Source organism: Phycisphaerae bacterium (genome assembly GCA_035384605.1).
Lineage (GTDB): Bacteria > Planctomycetota > Phycisphaerae > UBA1845 > PWPN01 > JAUCQB01.
Window position 1 is genome coordinate 1 of record DAOOIV010000098.1, and the last position, 20,033, is coordinate 20,033.

Annotated in this window: 15 protein-coding genes; 9 read left to right on the forward strand and 6 right to left on the reverse strand. The window is 61.3% G+C overall.

All coding sequences use genetic code 11. The annotated features are described in order from the left end of the window. The 3 genes from PLL20_17235 to PLL20_17245 all read right to left on the reverse strand — a co-directional run. On the reverse strand, positions 1-984 hold a 984-nt coding region (locus PLL20_17235), incomplete at its 3' end, for a hypothetical protein (protein ID HPD31738.1). After that, positions 981-2,060: a lipopolysaccharide heptosyltransferase I gene (gene waaC, locus PLL20_17240; GenBank protein ID HPD31739.1), complete on the reverse strand. Its 1,080-nt coding sequence runs from the start codon at positions 2,058-2,060 to the stop codon at positions 981-983. The genes PLL20_17235 and waaC, both read right to left, overlap by 4 nt. 33 nt (positions 2,061-2,093) lie before the next feature. Continuing rightward, positions 2,094-3,332, reverse strand: a complete 1,239-nt coding sequence (locus PLL20_17245; GenBank protein HPD31740.1) for a zinc-binding dehydrogenase — start codon at positions 3,330-3,332, stop codon at positions 2,094-2,096. A gap of 176 nt (positions 3,333-3,508) precedes the next feature. On the opposite strand from PLL20_17245, the gene PLL20_17250 reads away from it, so the two are divergent. Next, positions 3,509-3,730: a DUF2905 domain-containing protein gene (locus tag PLL20_17250; GenBank protein ID HPD31741.1), complete on the forward strand. Its 222-nt coding sequence runs from the start codon at positions 3,509-3,511 to the stop codon at positions 3,728-3,730. Positions 3,731-3,819: 89 nt separating this feature from the next. Here the strand turns inward: PLL20_17250 and PLL20_17255 are convergent, their stop codons facing one another. Next, on the reverse strand, positions 3,820-4,311 hold the full coding sequence (locus tag PLL20_17255; GenBank protein HPD31742.1) for a hypothetical protein: 492 nt from the start codon (positions 4,309-4,311) through the stop codon (positions 3,820-3,822). 196 nt (positions 4,312-4,507) lie between these two features. Between PLL20_17255 and PLL20_17260 the strand changes: the two genes are divergently transcribed. The 3 genes from PLL20_17260 to PLL20_17270 all read left to right on the forward strand — a co-directional run bounded on the left by PLL20_17260 (position 4,508) and on the right by PLL20_17270 (position 12,485). Then, positions 4,508-7,408 carry a hypothetical protein gene (locus PLL20_17260; GenBank protein HPD31743.1) on the forward strand — a complete coding sequence of 967 codons (2,901 nt, stop codon included), beginning with the start codon at positions 4,508-4,510 and terminating at the stop codon, positions 7,406-7,408. Between the two features lie 307 nt (positions 7,409-7,715). Beyond that, positions 7,716-9,293, forward strand: a complete 1,578-nt coding sequence (locus PLL20_17265; GenBank protein HPD31744.1) for a Do family serine endopeptidase — start codon at positions 7,716-7,718, stop codon at positions 9,291-9,293. Positions 9,294-9,464: 171 nt separating this feature from the next. Further along, on the forward strand, positions 9,465-12,485 hold the full coding sequence (locus tag PLL20_17270) for a hypothetical protein (GenBank protein HPD31745.1): 3,021 nt from the start codon (positions 9,465-9,467) through the stop codon (positions 12,483-12,485). A gap of 185 nt (positions 12,486-12,670) precedes the next feature. On the opposite strand, the gene PLL20_17275 is transcribed toward PLL20_17270, so the two are convergent. After that, positions 12,671-12,901, reverse strand: coding sequence for a small basic protein (locus tag PLL20_17275; GenBank protein ID HPD31746.1), 231 nt, complete (start codon positions 12,899-12,901; stop codon positions 12,671-12,673). A gap of 186 nt (positions 12,902-13,087) precedes the next feature. Next, entirely contained in the window at positions 13,088-14,167 is a 1,080-nt protein-coding gene (locus PLL20_17280; GenBank protein HPD31747.1) for a hypothetical protein, read from the reverse strand. Between the two features lie 264 nt (positions 14,168-14,431). Here PLL20_17280 and PLL20_17285 point away from each other — a divergent pair, with 264 nt between their 5' ends. The 5 genes from PLL20_17285 to PLL20_17305 form a co-directional block, all read left to right on the forward strand. Beyond that, positions 14,432-15,418: a PKD domain-containing protein gene (locus PLL20_17285; protein HPD31748.1), complete on the forward strand. Its 987-nt coding sequence runs from the start codon at positions 14,432-14,434 to the stop codon at positions 15,416-15,418. A 12-nt stretch (positions 15,419-15,430) separates the two neighbouring features. Further along, positions 15,431-16,282, forward strand: coding sequence for a hypothetical protein (locus PLL20_17290; protein HPD31749.1), 852 nt, complete (start codon positions 15,431-15,433; stop codon positions 16,280-16,282). Between the two features lie 330 nt (positions 16,283-16,612). Then, a complete protein-coding gene (gene sppA, locus PLL20_17295; GenBank protein HPD31750.1) occupies positions 16,613-18,514 on the forward strand; it encodes a signal peptide peptidase SppA in 1,902 nt (633 codons plus the stop codon). An 11-nt stretch (positions 18,515-18,525) separates the two neighbouring features. Further along, a complete protein-coding gene (locus PLL20_17300) occupies positions 18,526-19,662 on the forward strand; it encodes a uroporphyrinogen decarboxylase family protein (protein HPD31751.1) in 1,137 nt (378 codons plus the stop codon). Between the two features lie 147 nt (positions 19,663-19,809). After that, positions 19,810-20,033: hypothetical protein (locus tag PLL20_17305; GenBank protein HPD31752.1), on the forward strand; the 224-nt coding region annotated here is incomplete at its 3' end.

The following is a 20,033-nucleotide window of genomic DNA, read 5'->3' on the forward strand; positions in this document are numbered from 1 at the left end:
GGGGATCGGGCCGCGAACGACAAACTTCTCATTCTGTTGAACGCCGTCGCTTTCGCCCGCGGCGATAAGGCAATAGTCGCCCGCGACCTTGAACACGACGGCGGTCAGCGGCTTGGGAGGTTGCCCGGGCCGCAGACGCACCAACGCCGTGTCGCCCACCTCAGGCATGCCGCGCGTGGCCGGCTCCATGACCAAAGCCCGGCTCAGCGGCTCATAAACCTCCCGAACCGCCGCAACGCCGAGGAACTGCTCCTTGCGGAAGATGTCAACCAGCCTGTTCTCCACGATGCCATCGGCGGCCGTTCCAACAAACGTGATCACCGGTCCCTCTGAGGACCGCTCGACATCGAGAATCGTGCTCTTGAGTCGCACCTGCAGATCCACGCCCGGCGGCGGCCAGATCTCGGCATCGTCGCCCGGCTCGGGCAATGCGTTGCCGACGAGCGGATGCAGTGCCGCCAGCGAAACCTCATCCTCGACGATCTCAAGCTGCCCGCGGGCAATCGGAAGGTTGAATCGCCGGATGACCACGGGATCGCCCTCCTGAAGGCCCGACCGCCGGCCGAAGTCAAGCCAAGCCGTGCGCCTCGCCGGCGGCACACGAACCACCCGTGAGCGGATCGGCACCTCAGAGCTGACCTGCGGCCGTAAGGCCGTTAAAGAGGCCCCGACAAGAACCACGGCCGACTGCTTGGCGCCCACGTTCCTGCTCGTGAAAGCCAGCCTGCCTACGGATTGCGTCCCCGACACGAGGTAGACGGTTCCGGTCCCCGTGATATTCTCCTGATGGAAAAGCCAGAAGTGATCGCCGACACCGACCCCCTCGTCGCGCCCGACCCCCAGAGTCACAAGTTGGCGTTCAGCGTCATACTCGCCCGACGAGGTGACCAGCACCGGCGTTACCGGCGTTGCGCGCGAAACCTGGCCCTCGGCCGTCAAAGCCAGCAGCAAAACCGGCAGCACCGTGACGGACATTCTTCTCACCTATCGTTCACTCCCGGCGGATATGATAACCGGAGTCTGTCCATCAGAGTATCCGGAGGCAACTTCCGCATGCAGCGGTGATCGTAGGGGCAGTCCGCCACGCGTTTGATGTAGCAGGGCGAGCACGGCAGGTCCAACCGGACGATCGCCTCCGGACGACGGTACGGACCGGTGCGCCGCGGACTGGTCGGCCCGTAGATGGCAACCATCGGACGGTCCAGAGCCGTAGCCAGGTGCATCGGTCCCGAATCATGCATGACGCAGAGCGCCGCCCCGGCAACCAAGGCGATCAATTCGGGCAGCTTTGTCCGCCCGGCCAGGTTCACAATCCCTTCTCCGGCGGCCTGTTCGACCTGCCAAGCCACGCCGGCTTCATCCTCCATGCCGATCAAGACGACCGGCAGGCCCAATTCCGCGCGGACCCGCCTGGCCACCTCGGCAAACGCTTCAGCCGGCCAGCGCTTGGTCTCCCAGCGGGTTCCGGGCCCCATCAGAGCGTAGGGATGACCCCGCGCGATGCCGTGATCCGCCAGGACGGTTGCCACGGCCGCCGCTGCCTCGGAGCGAACAGGCATGTTGAATGACACTGGAAGATCAGCAAAACCGAGTGCACGGGAAAAAAGGTAATTCCGGTCGACCGCGTGCATCTCAGGGTCCGGCACCGTGATTCGGCGACCATAGAAAAGCGGTGCAAACTCCCGGGCGTTGGCGAACCCGAGCGTCACTTGCGCACCCGCCGCAAGAGTCAAGAAGGCGCTGCGAAACAGACCTTGCAGGTCGAGAACCAGGTCGAAGGACCGACGGTGCAGGTCGCCCAGAAAGCGAACAAACTCAATCGTCGGCGTCAGTCCCTTGCCAATCCGACCGTACCGCTTGCGGTCAAAGCGAATGACCTCATCCAGGTCGGGGTGACCTTCCAACAACCCGGCGCAGCTATGGGCCACCAACCAACTGATCCGGGCGCGCGGAAATCGCGTTCGCAGGCCGTGCAACACCGGCATGGCATGGATCACATCGCCGAATGAACTCGGCTTGATGATCAGGATGCGTCGGTACTCACGCGCGGCCAGATCCATGCAGTCTCCGGACACAAAACGAATCGCTCGCTCTCATGGATGCTCGAACGCCACCTTGATTGCCCCGCTTCTCGCTCGATCGGCCAGCGCAGCCATCGCTTGCCGATACTGGTCGATCCGGAAACGATGCGTCAGCAACCCGGACAGGTCGAGCTTTCGCTCGCGGATCAACTCGATCACGATCTCGTAGGTATGCATCGTCCGACCATCGTACTGCTCGATCGCCCGACCGTTCGTGCCCATGAGGGTCAGCTCGTCAAACCACAACGGCGCCGTGTCCACCAGCGAGATCTGCGAAGTCCCCACTTCTACGACCGTCCCGCCGGAGCGCGCATATTTCATCGAATCCGTCAGCGTCTGCCCCGTACCCACACAGTCATAGACCAGGTCGACACCGCCGATGAACGCCTGGTGACCGAACTTGGTCGCCACCAACTTGCCCCCCACGCGAGCGGCGACCTTCCCGTACCGCGCGGCCTGCGTATTACGCCCGCCGACCGCGATAAACTCATCGACGCCGAACCGCTGCATCGTTTCCCGCAGTGTTTCCCAAAGGCCGATCGCAAGAAGGCGACAGCGGCTGCCGAGAGCTCGAATGCAGGCCGCTACGCCCATCGCCAGCAGGCCGTCACCAACGATCAGAGTCGTCTCATGTTCCCATGGCTTGCGTCGCAATACCGCGTGCAGGGCTCCTGCCATCGGGTCGATCAACACCGCAATCCGGTCGTCGATCTCATCCGGTACCCGGTGGAGTTGCGACTCGTGGGCGACAAAAAACGGTCCCCAACTGCCGCCCGTGAAACAGTTCCAACCAATCATCGAACCCACAGGCAGCGGACCGGCCCGGAAGTTTTCACACAAAGTGAATCGCCCGGCCGCACAATTTCGGCACACCGGATCGATGCCGCGAGGCACGCACGAGAGTGTCGGCTCGACGACCACCCGGTCGCCGGGTTTCCAGTCGCTCACCGCCGGGCCGACCGCATCCACGAGAGCAACATTCTCATGGCCCAGCAAGGCCGGAAAGCTCGAAAACGCCTGCAGGATCGACGCCGGGTGCCCCCGCTGCATGATGCCCGAAAAATCCGTTCCGCAGATTCCGCCCAAGATCGTCTTCAGCCGCACCCAGCGCGGACCGGGCAGCGTCGGCACCGGCACCTCACTCAGCCGCAAACCCGACAGCCGCGACCAGAACACCGACGGCCACAGCCAGCCCATCACCTTGCACACGGTCCATTGCACCGGGCGAACCGAGTACGTCAAAGCCCTCATGCTGTCGGGAGTCTCGCCGTTTCGCACGGCAAGATCATACCGTCGCGTGGTTTACGCTTCCAGAAAGCTCGATATGACTGCCGCCGCGGGGCCCGGAAGGCGCAAGCGACCCAAAGACGGCGCCTCTGGCAGGTTCCGCACCAGACAACGATAATGGACGTGCGCGAGGTTATCTCATGATCCCGATGGGCAAACTGATCATCGTTTTGGGCATCGTGATGGTGGTCATCGGCGCGGCCATCTGGGCGCTCGGCCGACTTGGCTTCCGCGGCCTGCCCGGCGACATCCACTATGAATCGGAAAACGTCCACTTCTATTTCCCCATCGTCTCCTGCATCGTCCTGTCGGTCATCCTTACACTCGGCATGTGGTTGTGGCAAAGGCTGAGCCAGAGATGACAACCCGGTTGGACAGGTCTTTCTCAGGGAGTGCCTGGCGGATGGACTCCGGGGACGCACGGAGCCATTGTTCCGCGCGTGACAAGGCATCAGCCGAGGTAGGGGTTCGTCCCGGTCACCTCCTGCACGAACGAGTCGAACCGACTTCGGCTCGGCAGCGCGGCAACAAGAATGATGATCGCGACAACCGGAGCAACCCACAGAAGCTTCTGCCCGGTGATCAGCAGGAAAACCAGGCCGGCCAAGCCAACTCCCTCGGCCATGGCCGCCCGAATGATGACCAGCGGGGCGTACGCGCGTGCCAGCGCTTCGAGCGACATTCCCACCCCGCCGCTTTGCTCGCACTGTGACCTGGCAGCTCTGACCATCACACCCCTGAGTACCACATAAGCAACCAGAAAGGCCGGAGCAATCAGGCCGAGAATGCCCATAAAGAGCCCGCCGAGCGAGGGCTGAGAAGCCACAACGTTTCCCAAAAGCAGCACGACCACTCCAAACGTGGCCACCCCCGCGATCATGGCGCCGCTGATGATTCGAGCCGTCAGAATCACGCCCTTGACCGTCTCGTCGTCTGAGTCCATGAAGACGCTCTCCGTAACAAGGCTGAGCCTACAGGCGCTTGACCGTCACGATGACGGCAGACACCTGCCATCCAGCCCCTCTGCCTTTGACATCGAGCCTGGAGCACTCGTTCAAAAGTCATTCTCGCCTGATGCAAGCCACGACACAAGTTGTCCTTCTTGACGACGGTCAACGCGCACAGCATGATCGAATGCGATGGCATCGCTCGAATTACCAACCAACAGCCCCCAGCCCCTTCGGGAGTGGCAAAGGCGACTATTGGTCAGCTCGGTGATCATTCTCTCGCCGGCCGTTATTCTCGCCGGTGCGTGGAGGTTGGGTGGCGTTTCGGCTCTTGAAGACGACCTCATTTACTACCTGCCCGTCCGCCAGTACATCGGTGAGCGGATCACGGCGGGAGACTGGCCTCTGTGGAACCCGTTCAGCCGCATGGGAATCTCGATCGCGGCAGACCCGCAAAGCGGCCTGTGGTATCCGCCTACCTGGCTCTTCGCCGTCTTGCCGCCGCTGGTCGCCTATCCGGTGACTATCATCCTGCATTTTGCCCTTGCAGGAATGGGAATGTATCGTTTTCTGCGATCGCTGGGGCGGTATTGGCAGGCGGCCTTGTTCGGAGCGATTGCTTTCGAGATCACCGGATACCTCGTCGCGCATCGCGCTCACCTGACGATCCATCACGCCGCCGCCTGGCTCCCGCTCATCTTCTACGAATGGCAGAGATTCTCGACCGATGGCCGCTACAAGCACTTCGCTCGTGCAGCGCTTGCCCTGGGCGCGCAAATGCTGGTGCAACATGTTCAGGTCACTATCATTGGCCTGGCCTTGCTGAGCGGGTACGCGCTGGTGGTCCTCCGCCCGCGCCGTCCTCGGCTGATGTGGGAATTCCCGCTCGGTGTCGCCGCAGGCATTCTCGTGTCCGCCATTCAGTTCCTGCCAACACTGCTGCACCTGTCGGCCACCGGCCGGGCCACCCCCTCGTACGCAACATTCGTCGAGAACTCGTGGACGCCATTGTCAGCCCTGCTGCTGCTCTTCCCGATGCTTTTCGGAAACAGGACTCCCAACCTCTGGCACCAGCCGTGGTGGGGCATCTCCCATTTTTGCGAGCAGTCGGCGTACGGGACCATCCTGATTCTGGTTCTGGCGCTGGCGTCTTATTGGCTGCTGCGGGGCCATCAACGACCGTCGGTTCGCCTGGCCTCGCTCCGAGCTCAGGGTACCGAGCTGCAGCGAGCCTCCTCGCGCCCATGGAATCGAGAAATCCTCTTCTGGTGGATCGCCTCGTTTGTGGTTCTGCTGCTGGCTCTCGGCGAGCTCACCCCCCTGGCCAAGTTGCTGTTCCGCGTCCCGCTTTACCGCAGCCTTCGAGTTCCGGCACGATGGATCCTCGGCTGGTCGCTGGCTATGCCGATTCTCGCTTCGGCGGTCATCTCCGCCGTATTGTCATCACAACCAGCCGCCGATAAAGCGACAGGTGGAATCCGATATGTGGTGAAACGCATCCTGCCCATCACCTTCGCAATTTGTGTGCTGCTGATGGTGACGGCTCGATGGCAGGTGAACTCGCTGGAATCGGCCTTCGCGGGACGCTGGAACGCAGACGTCTTCTTCAGCGGACTTCGGGCGGCCATTCGCCCCGGCAACCCGGCTATCTGGTGGCCCATCCTGCTTGCCGCCGCAACCGGGGCCCTCTTGCTACGATGGGTCGATCGTGGCCGCACGCACCAACTCGTGCTCTTGTTTCTGGTCATGATGGTCGACGCGGCCTCGGTCGCCGCCTTCATCGATGTGGATGTCCGGACATACCAGCGGTCGGACCTGCAAAACCCGCCGGAACTGGCCCGCGCCATCGCAGCAACAAAACCGGACGACGGCCATCGGCTTCTCGTTCCGCGGTTTTCGGCCGACTACAATCGCCCCATCGAGATGCTCTGGCCCCAGACAAACGTACAGCGCGACATTTCGACGGTCCACGGCTACGGGCCGCTCTGGCCGCTGTCCAGCCGGCTGCTTCTGCGGTTCATGCCCTGGGGATCGAGCCAGGAAATGCTTTCTCTGCTCCGCGACCCCAGGCTTCTCAAATCGCTGGGGGTGCGGTTCATTGCGGTACGATCGAGACAGGAGCGAGCACTCGTCGAGGCCGCCTTGTGGCCGGACGCCCCAGCGCCCAACCTTTCCCTCATTGACGGAACCGAACTACCGGTTCCGGTCCGCGCAGGTCACGACCTGCTCTGGCCCGTCAACATCCCGTCGGCCGGAATTTATGAGCTTGAAATCGACGCAACTCCCACCCCCGGAGAGAGTAACCGCTGGTTCGTCAGGCTGGAAACCCAAAACGTCGAGCAGATCGAAGAAATCCGAATGTTGACGCCCGAGGACCTTGCCGTTGGTCCTCGCCGTATGCGTTTCCAGTTTCGGTGCGACCAAGCCTACGGCCCGATCAGAGTCAGGGTCAAAGCGGAGTATGGTCAACCTGTGACCGTCAGCCATGCCGCATTCGGACGCGCGGCGGCACCCCCGCAAACGATTTCAACCGCGCCTGCGGCGACTGAAGCCCGATCACCCTGGAACCACGTCACCGATCTGCCGGGTGACATCTCGCTCTATGAGTTGAGAAATGCCAGTCCTCTGCTATTCTGGGCAAAGCGCGTGACGCCGGCGACCGACCTGCTGCAAGCCGTCAAGCTCCTGCAGGCCCGACCCAGCCAGCTTGAAGACCCAACCCATGTGGTAGTCGAGGACCTCGGACAACCCGTGTTTGCAGAGGCGCCAGGATCGGCCGCATCGCTCCAATGGCGGCGACCCTCAGCCGAAGAACTGCTGGTTGACACAAGCAGCACGGTCGCTGCCTTTCTTGTCTTCAACGAGACTTACGACGACGGCTGGACCGTCGAGATTGATGGACTGGTGTCTCGGCCACACCGGGTCAACGCCCTGGTGCAAGGCGTTGCCGTCCCGCCCGGACGTCATCGGATTATCTGGCGATACCGCCCTGTGGGACTGAGCGCAGGCATTGGACTGACACTTCTGTCCTTGCTAACCCTGCTGGTACCGCTTGCAGCTCGCCTGAGACGACCATCCGTCAGGCAGCACTGAGTCCCATAGTAGCTTGCCCGGCCATGTGTTACAGTACATTCAGGAATTAAACCGGCCGATAACTAACACCGTGCGCCGGACAGTGTGTCTAAGTATACAGAACCTTGCGGTCGGACATGTGTGCGAGCTGCGCGCATGTTTCGGGATCGCAGTGTGCTTGGGTTGCGGCTCGCAAGAAAGCGATCCACCTTAGGGCGACGCTACGATGGCTTCAGGGCCGCCGGAGGCATCAATTCCTTCCGGGTGTTACGGTTTGATGCCCTTGCAGAATACCATCTGAGGGTGCAGACCGAGGAGGCATATATCAATGGCCGAATCCAACAACAAGTGGCTTCATTTCCTGCTCGTGATGGTCGTCCTCGTACTGGTCGGAATGTACTTCCACGAGCAGATCATCGGGAGCGTCGCCTATGCCGTCGAGAAGGGCGTGCGCGAGGCCGACAAGGAGCACCTGGCTAAGGTCGAGGCGATTTCGCAGGCATTCAGGCTCGTGGCCAAGCAGGTGAAGCCGACGGTGGTGCACATCACCACGACTGCCAAGCCGCCGGAACGTCGAGGCCGCAGACCCCAGATTGACCCCAAGCAGATCCCCGAGCCTTTCAGGGAGTTTTTCGAGGAGTTCCAGGATCCGCGTCTCCTGCCCCAGCGCCCGCGCGAGGGCACCGGCAGCGGCGTGATCATCGACGCGGAGGCCGGATACATCATTACCAACAACCATGTCGTCTCTGATGTTGAAGACGGCCAGGGGCGAATCGACGTCCGGTTGCCCGACGGCCGGAAGGTAAAAGCCGACGTGGTCGGCCGTGATGACAAGACTGACCTCGCCCTCCTGCGCATCAATGCGGACAAACTCCACGCCATCACCATTGGGGACAGCGATGCAATGGAAGTCGGCGACTGGGTTCTGGCGATCGGCTCCCCCTTTGGCCTCGATCAGACCGTCACCCAGGGCATCATCTCCGCCAAGGGCCGCTCGCACCTGCTCGAGATTCCCTACGAAGACCTCATCCAGACTGATGCGGCCATCAATCCCGGCAACAGCGGCGGCCCGCTGGTCAACATGCGCGGCGAGATGATCGGCATCAATACCGCCATCGCAACCAACAGTCTCACCCGCGGATACATGGGAGTCGGCTTCGCCATCCCCAGCAAGACGATCAAAGAAATCCTGCCATCCCTCAAGGAAGGCAAGGAAATCGTTCGAGGCTATCTGGGGGTGCGCATCGTCAGCCTTGACGCCTACGGACCGGGATTCGGCAAGACCTTCGGCTTGGATCATGACGACGGCGTGCTTGTCGAGGACGTCTTTGAAGACACCCCCGCGGCCAAGGCGGGCCTGAAAATGGACGACGTGATCCTCTCATACGACGGCAAGCCCACCAAGGAAGCCACGCAGCTCACCATGATGGTCACCAAAACCTCGCCGGGCACCAAGGTCGACCTGAAGGTCTGGCGCGACGGCAAGGAAATCGCCATCCCGGTCACGATCGAGAAGCAGCCACGGGACTTCTTCACCTGGGGCGGCCGACGCACCGAAGAAGGCGATACCGAAAAAGAAGACCGCAAATCTGGTCCCGCCGAGATCGCCGCAATCGGCATCACCGTCGAGGCACTCAACGAGGAGCTTGCCAAGCAATACGGTTGGGACGAGGAATACGACAAGGTCAAGAATCTGTTGGTCATCACCGAGGTTGACCCCATCGGGGAAGCCCATGCTCAGGGAATGCGCCCCGGCAGCCTCATCATCAGCGTTCAAGGCAAAGAGGTGAGAACGGTCGCAGCTCTGAAGCAAGCCCTCAGCCAGGAAGCCTTGGCAAGAGGCGTCCGGCTGCGGGTCAGGACGATTGCCGGCTACCGTACGTTCTTCCTCCAAGTCGAGAAATAACCGCTTCCGGCCGCCCCTGACCAGGAGGCGACTGCGCGGGAATTCGGCCTTGCCGATGATGGCCCAAAACCGCTCATTGCACTGCGTCCCCGCAACACTTGCGCCTATGTAGTGTCCGGCCGCGTTGACGCCGCCTCACTCACCTTTATAATGCCCGCCCATGGGGACATCGTGCCCGCAGAGATGGCCGAAGATAGCAGCAAGCGAACCCACGCTGCGGCTTGCTTGACCATGGAAAGGCCCGACACATTGGCAAGAACCGCCTCACTGGTTGGGACTGTGCTGTTGATCTGGCTGGTGACGGCGTTTCCGCTGCATGGCCAGCCACGCCCGCTTCTCCCGATTGACGATGCCCAGGCGGAAAGCACGCTCCTGCCGGCCGGGATTATCCTTGCCAAACCCGAAATCTTCGCCGGCTACGTGTATCTGCGCCCCGAGCCCGACGGCACCCAGGTCTTGCAGTTCCACGGTGATTTCTCGCTGCACGTCGGTGCCAGGGAACTTAAGAGTCAGGAAGCCGTTGTCTGGATGCAGCGATGTCAGTGGGAGGGACAGAGCTTCTACCACTACGAGGTCTTCCTCTCTCGCCACGCACAGGTGCGAGACTCCGCGGACACGATCACCTCGGGGCCCACTCTTTTCGTGACGTTCAATGCCAGCAAGCCCGTCGAGATCTATAACGACGTCCACACGACAGAGTCGCCGGAAGACACCAAGTTGTTTCAAGATGCGTCGAGAATCCGTCGTGCCATGCGTACTTCCGAGGGTGCTGTGACTCAACCTGCCGAGATGGAAGTCATCTCCGCCCCGACTCCCCAGCAGGCAGCTGCCCTCAAACCCCGGCCGACGGTGTACTTCGACGGCGATAACCTCGAGGTTGACCAGCGAGCCGGCATTGTCACCGTCATCGGCAATGTCTACGTCTCGCAAGGTCTCGTCGACAGCAAGGAAGTGATGGAGCTTCAGACCGATGCGGCGGTCCTCTTCCTGGCTCGCCCGCCATCGGGCCAGCCTTCCGACACCGCCGCTCCCGGTCTGCAGCCCGTGCCCGCGGGGCGAAGCGGACGGACTCCCGAACAACTGTCGGCGTCGCTCGGCTTTGGCGAGGGCATTGGCGCGCAGGTCTCGGGTGTCTATCTGCAGGGAAACGTCATTCTCTCCCGCGGTGACCGCCGTATCCGAGCCACGGAACTCTATTACGACTTCGAGCACGACCGGGCGCTGATTCTTGACGCCGTCATGTGGACAACCATCCCCGACCGCGACATTCCCCTTTACGTGCGGGCGCGGCAAGTCCGGCAGCTTTCGACTACGGACTTCGTCGCCAAGAACGCGATCATCACCACCAGTGAGTTCCATACGCCGCACCTGCATCTGGGTGCCGGCGAGGTGAAACTGACTGACGCCGCTTTTCGCGACCAATCCGGCCAAATCGCGGGCATCCAGGCCGGCAAGTTCCAGATGCGGGATGCCACCCTGAACCTCGAAGGCATTCCGATCGCTTATTGGCCTTATGTCGCCGGCGATTTCCGGCGGAGCGAGACTTCCATCCATAACGTTCGGACCGCCTACAGCGACGACTTCGGGGCGACCTTCGAGTCAAAGTGGTACCTGTTCAATCTTCTCGGCATCGAGAAGCCCGACGGCGTGGACGGCATCCTGCGCCTCGACTACTACAGCAAACGCGGCCCTGGCGTCGGCATCGACCTCGACTACGAGCTGGAGAACGCCTACGGCCTGATCCGCAGCTACTACATCTACGACCGCGGTAATGATAATCTCGGACCATTCCGCGACGGCACCGTCGAAGACCCCAACCGTGACAGGGCCCTGATCCGACACCGTCAGATTCTGCCCGACGGCTGGGAGCTGACCCTCGAAGCTTCGCACATCAGCGACCGCAATTTCCTCGAGGAGTACTTCCGACCCGAGTTTGAGGAAGGCAAAGAGCAGGAAACGCTGCTCTATCTCAAGAAGCAGCAAAACAACTGGGCATTCACCGCCCTCGCGCAATGGCGGATACTCGACTTCCTCACCCAGACCGAGCACCTGCCCGACTTGGGCTTCCACTGGGTGGGTCAGCCGCTGGCCAATATCATCAACTATTACAACGAATCACATGTCGGCTTCGTCCGGTATCGTGGCGATGAAGGCCGGTTGTTCGAGTACAACCGCGAGTTTGACAACACCGAGTCCACCCGTCTCACCTTCCGAGGCGAAACGCGCAACGAGGTCGACATGCCGATCAAGCTCACGAGCATCAACCTCAACATCGTCCCGTTCGCCACGGCTCGGGCGGGGTATTGGGACGGCAGCCCGCGAAGCGGCTCGGTCGACCGCCTCTTCGGCATGGCCGGCGTGAGGGCGGGAACTCAGTTTTGGAAGCTCTTCGAGAACGCCGTTTCGGAACTCTTCGACATCAACGGCGTTCGGCACGTTATCAGGCCTGAGGTAACCGCTTGGGGCAGCGCCAGCAATCGCGACAGCTACGATCTGACGCCTTTCGACCACGGCATCGAAGACGTCGACGATTTCTACGGCACGTCAATCGCCCTGCGACAGCGATGGCAAACCAAACGCGGCGGACCGCGAACTCCGGGCGGTGAGGGCGAATGGCGAAAGGTGGATTGGATCGTCCTGGATATCGAGCTCAACCTATTCGGGAACAGCCCGCTCTACGAATTGCCGATCGGCCGGTACTACGCCGTGCGACCGGAAAACAGTGTCGCCCGCAATCACGTGCGCACCGACTTCCTGTACCGCATCAGCGACACGACCACCATCCTGTCGGATTCCAATTTCGACCTGACCGACGGCGACTTGGACCTGTTCAATCTCTCCTATGCTGTCGAGCGCTCGCCGCGTTTCTCTTACTTCGTGGGATACCGGCGAATCCACGACACCGACTCCGACCTGATCGGTGCCGGAGCCAACTACGGGATCAGCACCAAGTACCGTGTAGCGGTCCGCACCTACTACGACATCCAGCGGAACCGCACCGATATGTTCGATATCAGCCTCATCCGGAAGTGGCCGAGGTGGTACAGCGCCCTGACGTTTCAACTCGACAGGTTGGAAGACAGTTTCGGGGTGGGACTGTCCGTATGGCCAGAAGGCGCACCACAAATGGCCCTGGGATCCCGGCGATACACCAGCCTGTCGGAATCCACCGGGATCAAACCTGAAGACTGAAGCTCTCTCCCAGGCAAGAGGAAGGGGAACCCGCTTGCGCCCGGCACCCACTTTCCCTCCAAGACATGCGGCTCAACCGTGTTCCGCACAGGCCTGCGGCGCAACAATGAACCACGGTCGGCAACGACCGCTCATGCGACCTGATGTAACGGGAAATACCGCCGAACAACCGCCTGAGCACTGGATCAGGACGACTTGGCGGAGGCCTCGGTCGTCCCTGGGGCAGCCTCTTCCTTCTTCTTGGCCTTCTTACCGACCTTGATACTCCGATTGGCTACCTTCGGCAGGCCGAAAACGCTCTTGCCTTTCTCCCATCGCTCGGCTTCTCTGAGCTTTGCAAGGCGCTCGTCGCGGGTCAGGACATTACGATGGCGGCTTAGACCGCCGGCAACCTTCAATGATGGATCAAGCGACATACACTTCGGTCTCCCATTCGCCCGGTGTCAGTACGAACAAGCTAGGATACCATACGGCGGCCTTTCAGCAAAGCGGGCAAATGCGGCGGGACATTAGAAGCTTACGGCCAGACATCTGTGCGGCTTGCGCGCATGTTACCGGATCGCGGTGCGCTTGGGTTGCGGCACGCAAAAAGGCAGTCCGCCTTAGTCTTTCTGTTTCCGCAATTCAGGCTTGTCAAACGCGTAGTATCGGAACCGCTGCTCGGCCCGACAGTCCTGCCGGTAAGCCGGAGTCAGATCTTTGAGCTTGGCTTCCAGAGCCAATCGCTTGGCTTTGTCATCCGCGCTGCTCAGGTCGAAACCGTCCGCGCTCACCAGGGACAACCAGTCGTCACTCTTGTCCAAGGCCGTCTGTATGCCCTTACTGGCCAACCACTTATGAGCATGAACAGCATCTTCCAGGTGCTCCGGTCTGAACCGTACGATGTAGAGATAGTTGAGACCCTTAACGCGGACCGACGTCGGAATCGCTGCCGCCCCCGCACTGGTTGAACCGGCGTCAGGAGCCGTGACGGGGGGTCTTCCCGAGGCGCTACCGGCGTTTGACTGACCGGCAGATACGTTCTTTCCCGAACCGCTTGCTGCAGGAAGCAGTACCGGCGGGCTCACGTCGCCCTTTGTGAGTTCGGCGCGAGCCCTGGCTGGGCTGCTCGGTCCACGGGCATCAGGCACCATCGCGCCCCCCTCCCCTCCCGTCAAAGCTGCCGGCATGTCATCCACCCTCGGCTGAGCGCCTCGATTCTCCCGCCCGAATTGATAAGCGCCGATCACGGCGATAAGCAGAACACCGAACGCGACGCACAGGCTGAGCGGATTCAGTGAAAACTGAATCCTTCCCCTATCCACGCCAACCACAGGCGCCCTGCCGCCCGTAACGCCCGAGCCGCGCTCGCTTCCGCTGCCCGTAGAGCGTTCCTCAGACCTGGCCGCGGCCGTTGTCACCGGCGGCGAAGGCTGAAGCTGCGTTGATGACGCAACAGGCGATCTCGAAGCAGTCGCCGACGACTTCTCTTGGCTGCTCGGCCTGTCGAATTGGGGCACCAACTTGATGATCTTCTCCCGATCGGCCGTTTTCTCTTCCGACCGGCCGGCCGGGGCATAGCTCGGACTGCTGGTTTTGCTTCCGCGCCACCACTTGGGAAGCGGGAATCTGCTTGAACCGCCCTGCAAGTGCCGAGGTTCAATCACCTCGAACAATGCCGGCGCTCTCTTGGATTTTGCCACGTGAGTGACCCTCGATTAGGCTTGCCGCGCGTGCTTCCCTCGCACTGTTTCGCTAAACGGATACGATAGCCTTTTTTGAGCCGGATTCAAGAGACTACTTGAGCTTTCTCACAATTGTTGCCAATATCGAAGCAACAGCTCTCAAAGCGGCCGGCGTGTTGATAAATCCCGCTCAAAGCTGATAATCCGAAAACCGAAAACACGCTCTCACCAGGAGGAACGGCCGTGCACGGCAATAAATGCGCGTTGACGACAGCCTGCCTCATGACGGCATTCGCAATCTTGCCGCTTTCCGGGGGCTGCACATTGCCCGGCCGCCCAGCCGGTCCCGGGCGACTGCTTGAAAACCGCGACCCATTGTTCCAGCGATCGTATCTGCTCTATTTGCCGAGCCACTACGACCCGCAGGAGCGATGGCCGTTGGTGATCGTCTGCCACAGTGACGGCCCGTTCGAGAATGCCCGTCGGCAAATCAACGAATGGAAACGACTGGCGGAGAAAGAGGGATTCCTTCTGGCTGCTCCCGATCTCAAGCGGAGCAAGGGCCTCGGCGCCGAAAAGCCTTCGGCAGAGCAGATCACTGCGGAGGACGAAGGATTCCTCCTTTCGGCGCTCCGAAGCATTCGTGGGGCCCACACCATCGACGAAACGCGCGTCTTCCTCGCCGGCACCGGAGCGGGGGCATTCCCTGCCCTCTATGTCGGCCTTCGGCATCCCGACATCTGGCGTGCGATCTGTGTGCGACAACCCTCCTTCGACGCGAATCGGCTCGATCCATGCGCGCCATTCCTGGACCCCTACCAACCCATCCAAGTCCTGTATTGCACCGGCGACATCATCGGCAGGAAGAAGGCCGAAGCCTGTGTCACTTGGCTGCAAGACCATGATTTGAACCTGACGGCCATCGAAGAGCCGGGGGCCCATCGCCGCGATCCCGGAGCCGTGTTCCGTTTCGTCACCGAGGTCGTCCGGCAACAGCCGTGGATTCGCGTCCATGTCCGCGACGACGCAAGAAACGACATGGCGATCAGCCTGGCGGCCAGAATGTCCTTTGAGCCCAAAAGGATCAGATGGGATTTCGGCGACGGCAGCAGCTCGGCCGAGTTGACACCATCCCACGTCTACAGCCAACCGGGGCGGTATACCGTCAAATTGTCGGTCTGGTCGCCCGGCGGTGCGCAACACGTTCGTCAACTCGAGGTGCGAATCCCTCGAATTCGCCTTGGAGTCACGCAACCTGCCACATCTTGAGGAATCGTTGACATGGCAATACTCGGCCGGCGACTGGAACGTGCTCCTTTCTGGATCCGCTGGCCCGTCAAGTGGATCGTCTTTGCAGCCGTCGTGTTCGCGGTCTGCTACCCCCATCCTTCCCTGCTCCGCCGCCACCTGCGCAACCTCAAGCAGATCGACAAGCTCCCTGATCCCACCGAGCCCATGCTGCAACCCATGCTTCGCGATCTGGACGAACATCTGGCAGCCTGTGGCGTGACAACTTCGGCTCCCGCCCAGTGGCTCAGACAGGTACAGGTGTTTGTGAACCACCGAATCCCTTATGCATTTGACTGGGATTCGTGGGGCGTCGTGGACTATTTGCCCACCCTGCCGGAAATCATCCAGCAGGGCAAGGAAGACTGCGACGGCCGGGCCGTGGTCGCCGCCGCACTCATCCGAGCCAAGATCGGAGAGGCCCAACTGGTCGCCTCCTCCACCCATATGTGGGTCTCAACACCCCTTGGCGAAACCATGGGACCAATGGGCAAGCCCGCACTAGCATCCTCTGCCGAAGGCGTTCGCATCCGATGGACACAGTTCGTCAACCTCACCGATTTCGCAACCGGTGTCGCCCTCTTTCCCCTCGCCCGCGAAGCGATCATCGTCCTGACGGCGTGGCTCCTATTGCTGCCCGCACAAATCCGAAATCTCCAGGCGTTTCTGTGCCTGCTCCTGCTCGTCGAGGCCTGGATTCTCTTCCGGCTGTCGGGAGCCGACCCCTACCAGCCCAGTCACTGGGGCGCCCGTTGGGCTCTGCTCCACACCTTGGCCGCCGTTGTGGTCATCAGCCTGAATCCCCGGCATTTCCAAAAAGATACCGACCGGACGGTTTCTCCCTAGTTTCCTCCTGATTCCGTGACCCTTGCAGCCACGCCGGCCTTTCACGGTTGTATTATGTTGCGCGGAAATGACTTATAGACACCGCTCTCCGGTTTCCATTCGCTGCTGCGGCTCGACGTTTGTTCGTCAGACGTTGTTGCAGTCACAGACTGGCCAAATCTGGCAAAACTGAGATAATGAGTGATCAGGGTAATCTTGGTGTGGTCGGCAACGACAGTCTACCCTGCCACGAGGATTGCCGGATCGCGCGTCAGGCGGCGAAACAAACGCTGGCCTGCGCCGACCACACGGATAGGTGTGAAGAATCGGCTCTTTCAGGAGAGACATGCCATGCAACGAAGGAAACGGGTTGTCGGACTGCTGGTCGGACTGGCTTTGCTTGCCATTGTGGCCGCCCCGGCGGTCGCTGACAAGAAAGTGGACAGCACTCAAGCGGACGCTACCAAGACGGCAACCACCAAACCGGCCAAGCCGGCAATCATTGCGGTCTATAACCTCCGCGGTGAACTCAAGGATGGTCCCCCCACATTGGCCGTCAGCCTCGACCTGCGGACCCCGCAATCGTTGTTCAAGCTGCTCGAGCGGTTTCGCAAGATCGAGAAGGATAATGAGGTAAAGGCCGTTCTCCTCTCCATATCCGATCTTGCCTTGGGATGGGGCCAGATGCAGGAGCTGCGCCAGGCGATCCTCGGGCTGCGGGCGGCCAAGAAGGATGTGTATTGTTATCTCGAAGATGCCTCGCCCTCAGTCTACCTGCTGGCCACCGCGGCATCACGGATCAGTATCGTGCCCACGGGAGAAATAGCCCTGATGGGCATGCATGTCGAGCAGGCCTACTTCAAGGGGCTCATGGATAAGATCGGCGTTGAAGCCGACATCGAGCACATGGGTGAGTTCAAGGGCGCCGGCGAACCGTTCACCCGAACCGGACCGTCCGAACAGGCCAGGCAGATGATCGAATGGCTGGTCAAGGACCTCTTCGAACAAATGATTGAAACGGTTTCACAAGGACGGGACATTCCGTTTGACAAGGTTCGCTCGCTCATCGACCAGGGACCATTCAACGCCCGGCAGGCCCTTGAAGCCAAACTGGTCGACCACGCCATTTATGCCGATGAGCTTGTGGACGCCTTGCGCGATCGCTACGGCGACGATGCCAGATTCGTCCAGAACTATGGCGCCGACAAGAGGGCACAGCTCGATCTGTCGAGTCCTTTCGCGATCTTCAAGTTGTTGGGAGAAAGCGCGTCCAAAGGCAAACCGTCAGCCAAGCCCGCTGTCGCCGTGGTCTACCTGGACGGCATGATCGTCACCGGCCGGACGGAACAAAGCCCCTTCGGCGACGCCGGGACCGTGGGCAGCACCAGTCTGCGACACGCATTGGCCAGGGCGGCCTCAGACAAGTCCGTCAAGGCGGTCGTTCTCCGCGTCAACTCGCCCGGCGGTTCCGCAACCGCCAGCGATATCATCTGGCGCGCGGCCAGTGAACTCGGAAAGGAAAAGCCCTTGGTGGTCTCGATGGGCGACATGGCGGCGAGCGGCGGTTACTACGTCTCCGCCGGGGCGAGGGCCATTTTCGCTGACCGCGGCACCATCACCGGTTCGATCGGGGTCCTGACCGGCAAGATCGTCACCAAGGGGCTGTGGGATTGGGTCGGCATCACCTTCCACGAGACAACCATGGGCCAGAACGCCGACCTGTTCAACACCAATCGCCGCTTCGACGATCGTCAGCGAGCCATCGTGCGAGAGCATCTCGAGAACATTTACAAGGAGTTCACCGACCGCGTCATGGCCGGTCGTGGCAACAAACTGAAGAAGGATCTTTCCGAACTGGCAGGCGGCCGGGTCTTCACCGGCCGTCAGGCGGAAGCTAACGGCCTGGTCGACCGGCTCGGCGGCCTCCAGGACGCCGTCTCCTACGCCGCCAAACTGGCCGACCTCAGCGAAGATGAATATGAGCTGCGCGTGCTGCCCGAACCCAAGAACTTCATGGATCTGTTCATCCGCAGCCTTACCGGCCAGGAGGAAGACGACGAAGGCGTGGATGTGGCCGTCACGATCGATGAACCATGGACTCTGAAACTCCCATTCGCTCGTGAATTGCTGCCGGCACTCAAGGCCCTCGACCCTGATCGAGCAAAGCTCGTTCTCCGATCGCTCCTGCGCATCGAGCTGCTCGGCCGCGAACACGTTCTGCTGGCCCTGCCGTGCGAGATCTCGATCCGGTAAACTGAGCGAGAATGGGCGGCACTCGGTCCATTGACTGGCGCGAGCAGATCGAGCTGATCATCGACGGCCGGCAACCGCGTTATTTGCCGGCCGTCTTCCGGATGAGCCGCTGGTACAAGGCCCGGATCCACCGCAACAGCCTGCCGGCCGAGCTTGCGGGCATGTCGCTGGCACAGATCGAGGACTACCTGGGCCTGGCCCGGTCCGCTCGCTACGCGAAGATCTGCCGTATCGAGTTCCGCCCGCCCGTCGAAAAGCTGCTGTACCGCGACGGCGACCTGGTTGTCACCGAATACCGCACCCCTCGCGGCGATTTGCGGCGGATCGCCAGATTCGGGCCGGGCGACGAGACCTCGGGCATCGATCCGACCCTCATCGAGTATCCGGTCAAGAGCTGGAAAGATTACGCCGCTCTGGCCGAGGTTTTCCGACACATGGAGTTCGTCCCCACGTACGACGAGTACAACCGATACGACCGCCAGATCGGCCGGGCAGGCATGCCCATGGTCATCATTGGGGCAATTCCGTTTCACTACGTCCTTCAGGAGTGGACGGGCTACGAGAAGGGATACCTTGACTTGCATGACCGGCCGGACGTTTTCCTGGAAGCCGTTGAGGCAGGCAATCAAGCCTACGTCAGAATGTGGGAGGTGGCCGCATCCTCGCCGGCCAGACTCTTGCTGCACGGCATCAATTTCGATCGGCAGATGACGCCGCCGCCCCTCTGGCGGCAGCACTGGCTGGACTATCTGAGCCGCTTCACCAGGGAAATGCACCTTCACGGCAAGAAGGTCGTTTTTCATGCCGACGGCGACATGAGCGGCTTGCTCGAACTGATGCTCGAAGCCGATCTCGACGTCGCCGACTGCTTTGCCTGCCATCCCCTGGTGCCGTGCACGGTCGCCCAGGCACGCGAGGTGTGGAAAGACCGCATCACCATTTGGGGCGGCCTGCCTTCCACGCTCCTGGAACCCGGCGCGCCCATCGACGCCCTGTTGGCCCACCTGGATGACCTCCGCAAGACAGTCCATCCTGGAAAACGCTTTATCCTCGGCCTGACCGATATGGCCATGCCGACGACGAGTTGGGACCACCTCCTGGCCGTGCGTGACTGGCTGGCACAGCACAGGGACTGGCTGGTAGGATAGTGTGGGACCATGGCGGGCTGTTGCGGCTTGCTGAAGACAGAGGGAACGGCCGCCCCGCCGCCAGTTGTGCAACACATGGAGTGGGGGTCCGTTTTCGCCTGGCGGCTGCGATGACCCTGAACAACGCCGTGGCAAGGAGGCGCACATATGGCCGGCAGAATCACCAACGGTCTTAACCTCGCTCGGGCAAGTTGGGAAGTCCTCAAACTCGATAAAGAGATGCTCTTGTTCCCGGTGCTCAGCGGCCTCGCATGCTTGGTCGTAATCGCCAGTTTTGCCGCGCCGCTCGTGGCAGGCAACCACCTGCAAACAATTACCGTAACCGTTCAGACCCCATCGGTCCGATCTGCCGGTAGCATACCCCCCTTCAA

What these genes read in the sequence shown, in the direction of transcription:
- waaC (HPD31739.1), bottom strand. Translation starts at nt 2,060, where the DNA reads ATGGATCTGGCCGCGCGTGAGTACCGACGCATCCTGATCATCAAGCCG.
- PLL20_17245 (HPD31740.1), bottom strand. Translation starts at nt 3,332, where the DNA reads ATGAGGGCTTTGACGTACTCGGTTCGCCCGGTGCAATGGACCGTGTGC.
- PLL20_17250 (HPD31741.1), top strand. Translation starts at nt 3,509, where the DNA reads ATGATCCCGATGGGCAAACTGATCATCGTTTTGGGCATCGTGATGGTG.
- PLL20_17255 (HPD31742.1), bottom strand. Translation starts at nt 4,311, where the DNA reads ATGGACTCAGACGACGAGACGGTCAAGGGCGTGATTCTGACGGCTCGA.
- PLL20_17260 (HPD31743.1), top strand. Translation starts at nt 4,508, where the DNA reads ATGGCATCGCTCGAATTACCAACCAACAGCCCCCAGCCCCTTCGGGAG.
- PLL20_17265 (HPD31744.1), top strand. Translation starts at nt 7,716, where the DNA reads ATGGCCGAATCCAACAACAAGTGGCTTCATTTCCTGCTCGTGATGGTC.
- PLL20_17275 (HPD31746.1), bottom strand. Translation starts at nt 12,901, where the DNA reads ATGTCGCTTGATCCATCATTGAAGGTTGCCGGCGGTCTAAGCCGCCAT.
- PLL20_17285 (HPD31748.1), top strand. Translation starts at nt 14,432, where the DNA reads ATGACGGCATTCGCAATCTTGCCGCTTTCCGGGGGCTGCACATTGCCC.
- PLL20_17290 (HPD31749.1), top strand. Translation starts at nt 15,431, where the DNA reads ATGGCAATACTCGGCCGGCGACTGGAACGTGCTCCTTTCTGGATCCGC.
- sppA (HPD31750.1), top strand. Translation starts at nt 16,613, where the DNA reads ATGCAACGAAGGAAACGGGTTGTCGGACTGCTGGTCGGACTGGCTTTG.
- PLL20_17300 (HPD31751.1), top strand. Translation starts at nt 18,526, where the DNA reads ATGGGCGGCACTCGGTCCATTGACTGGCGCGAGCAGATCGAGCTGATC.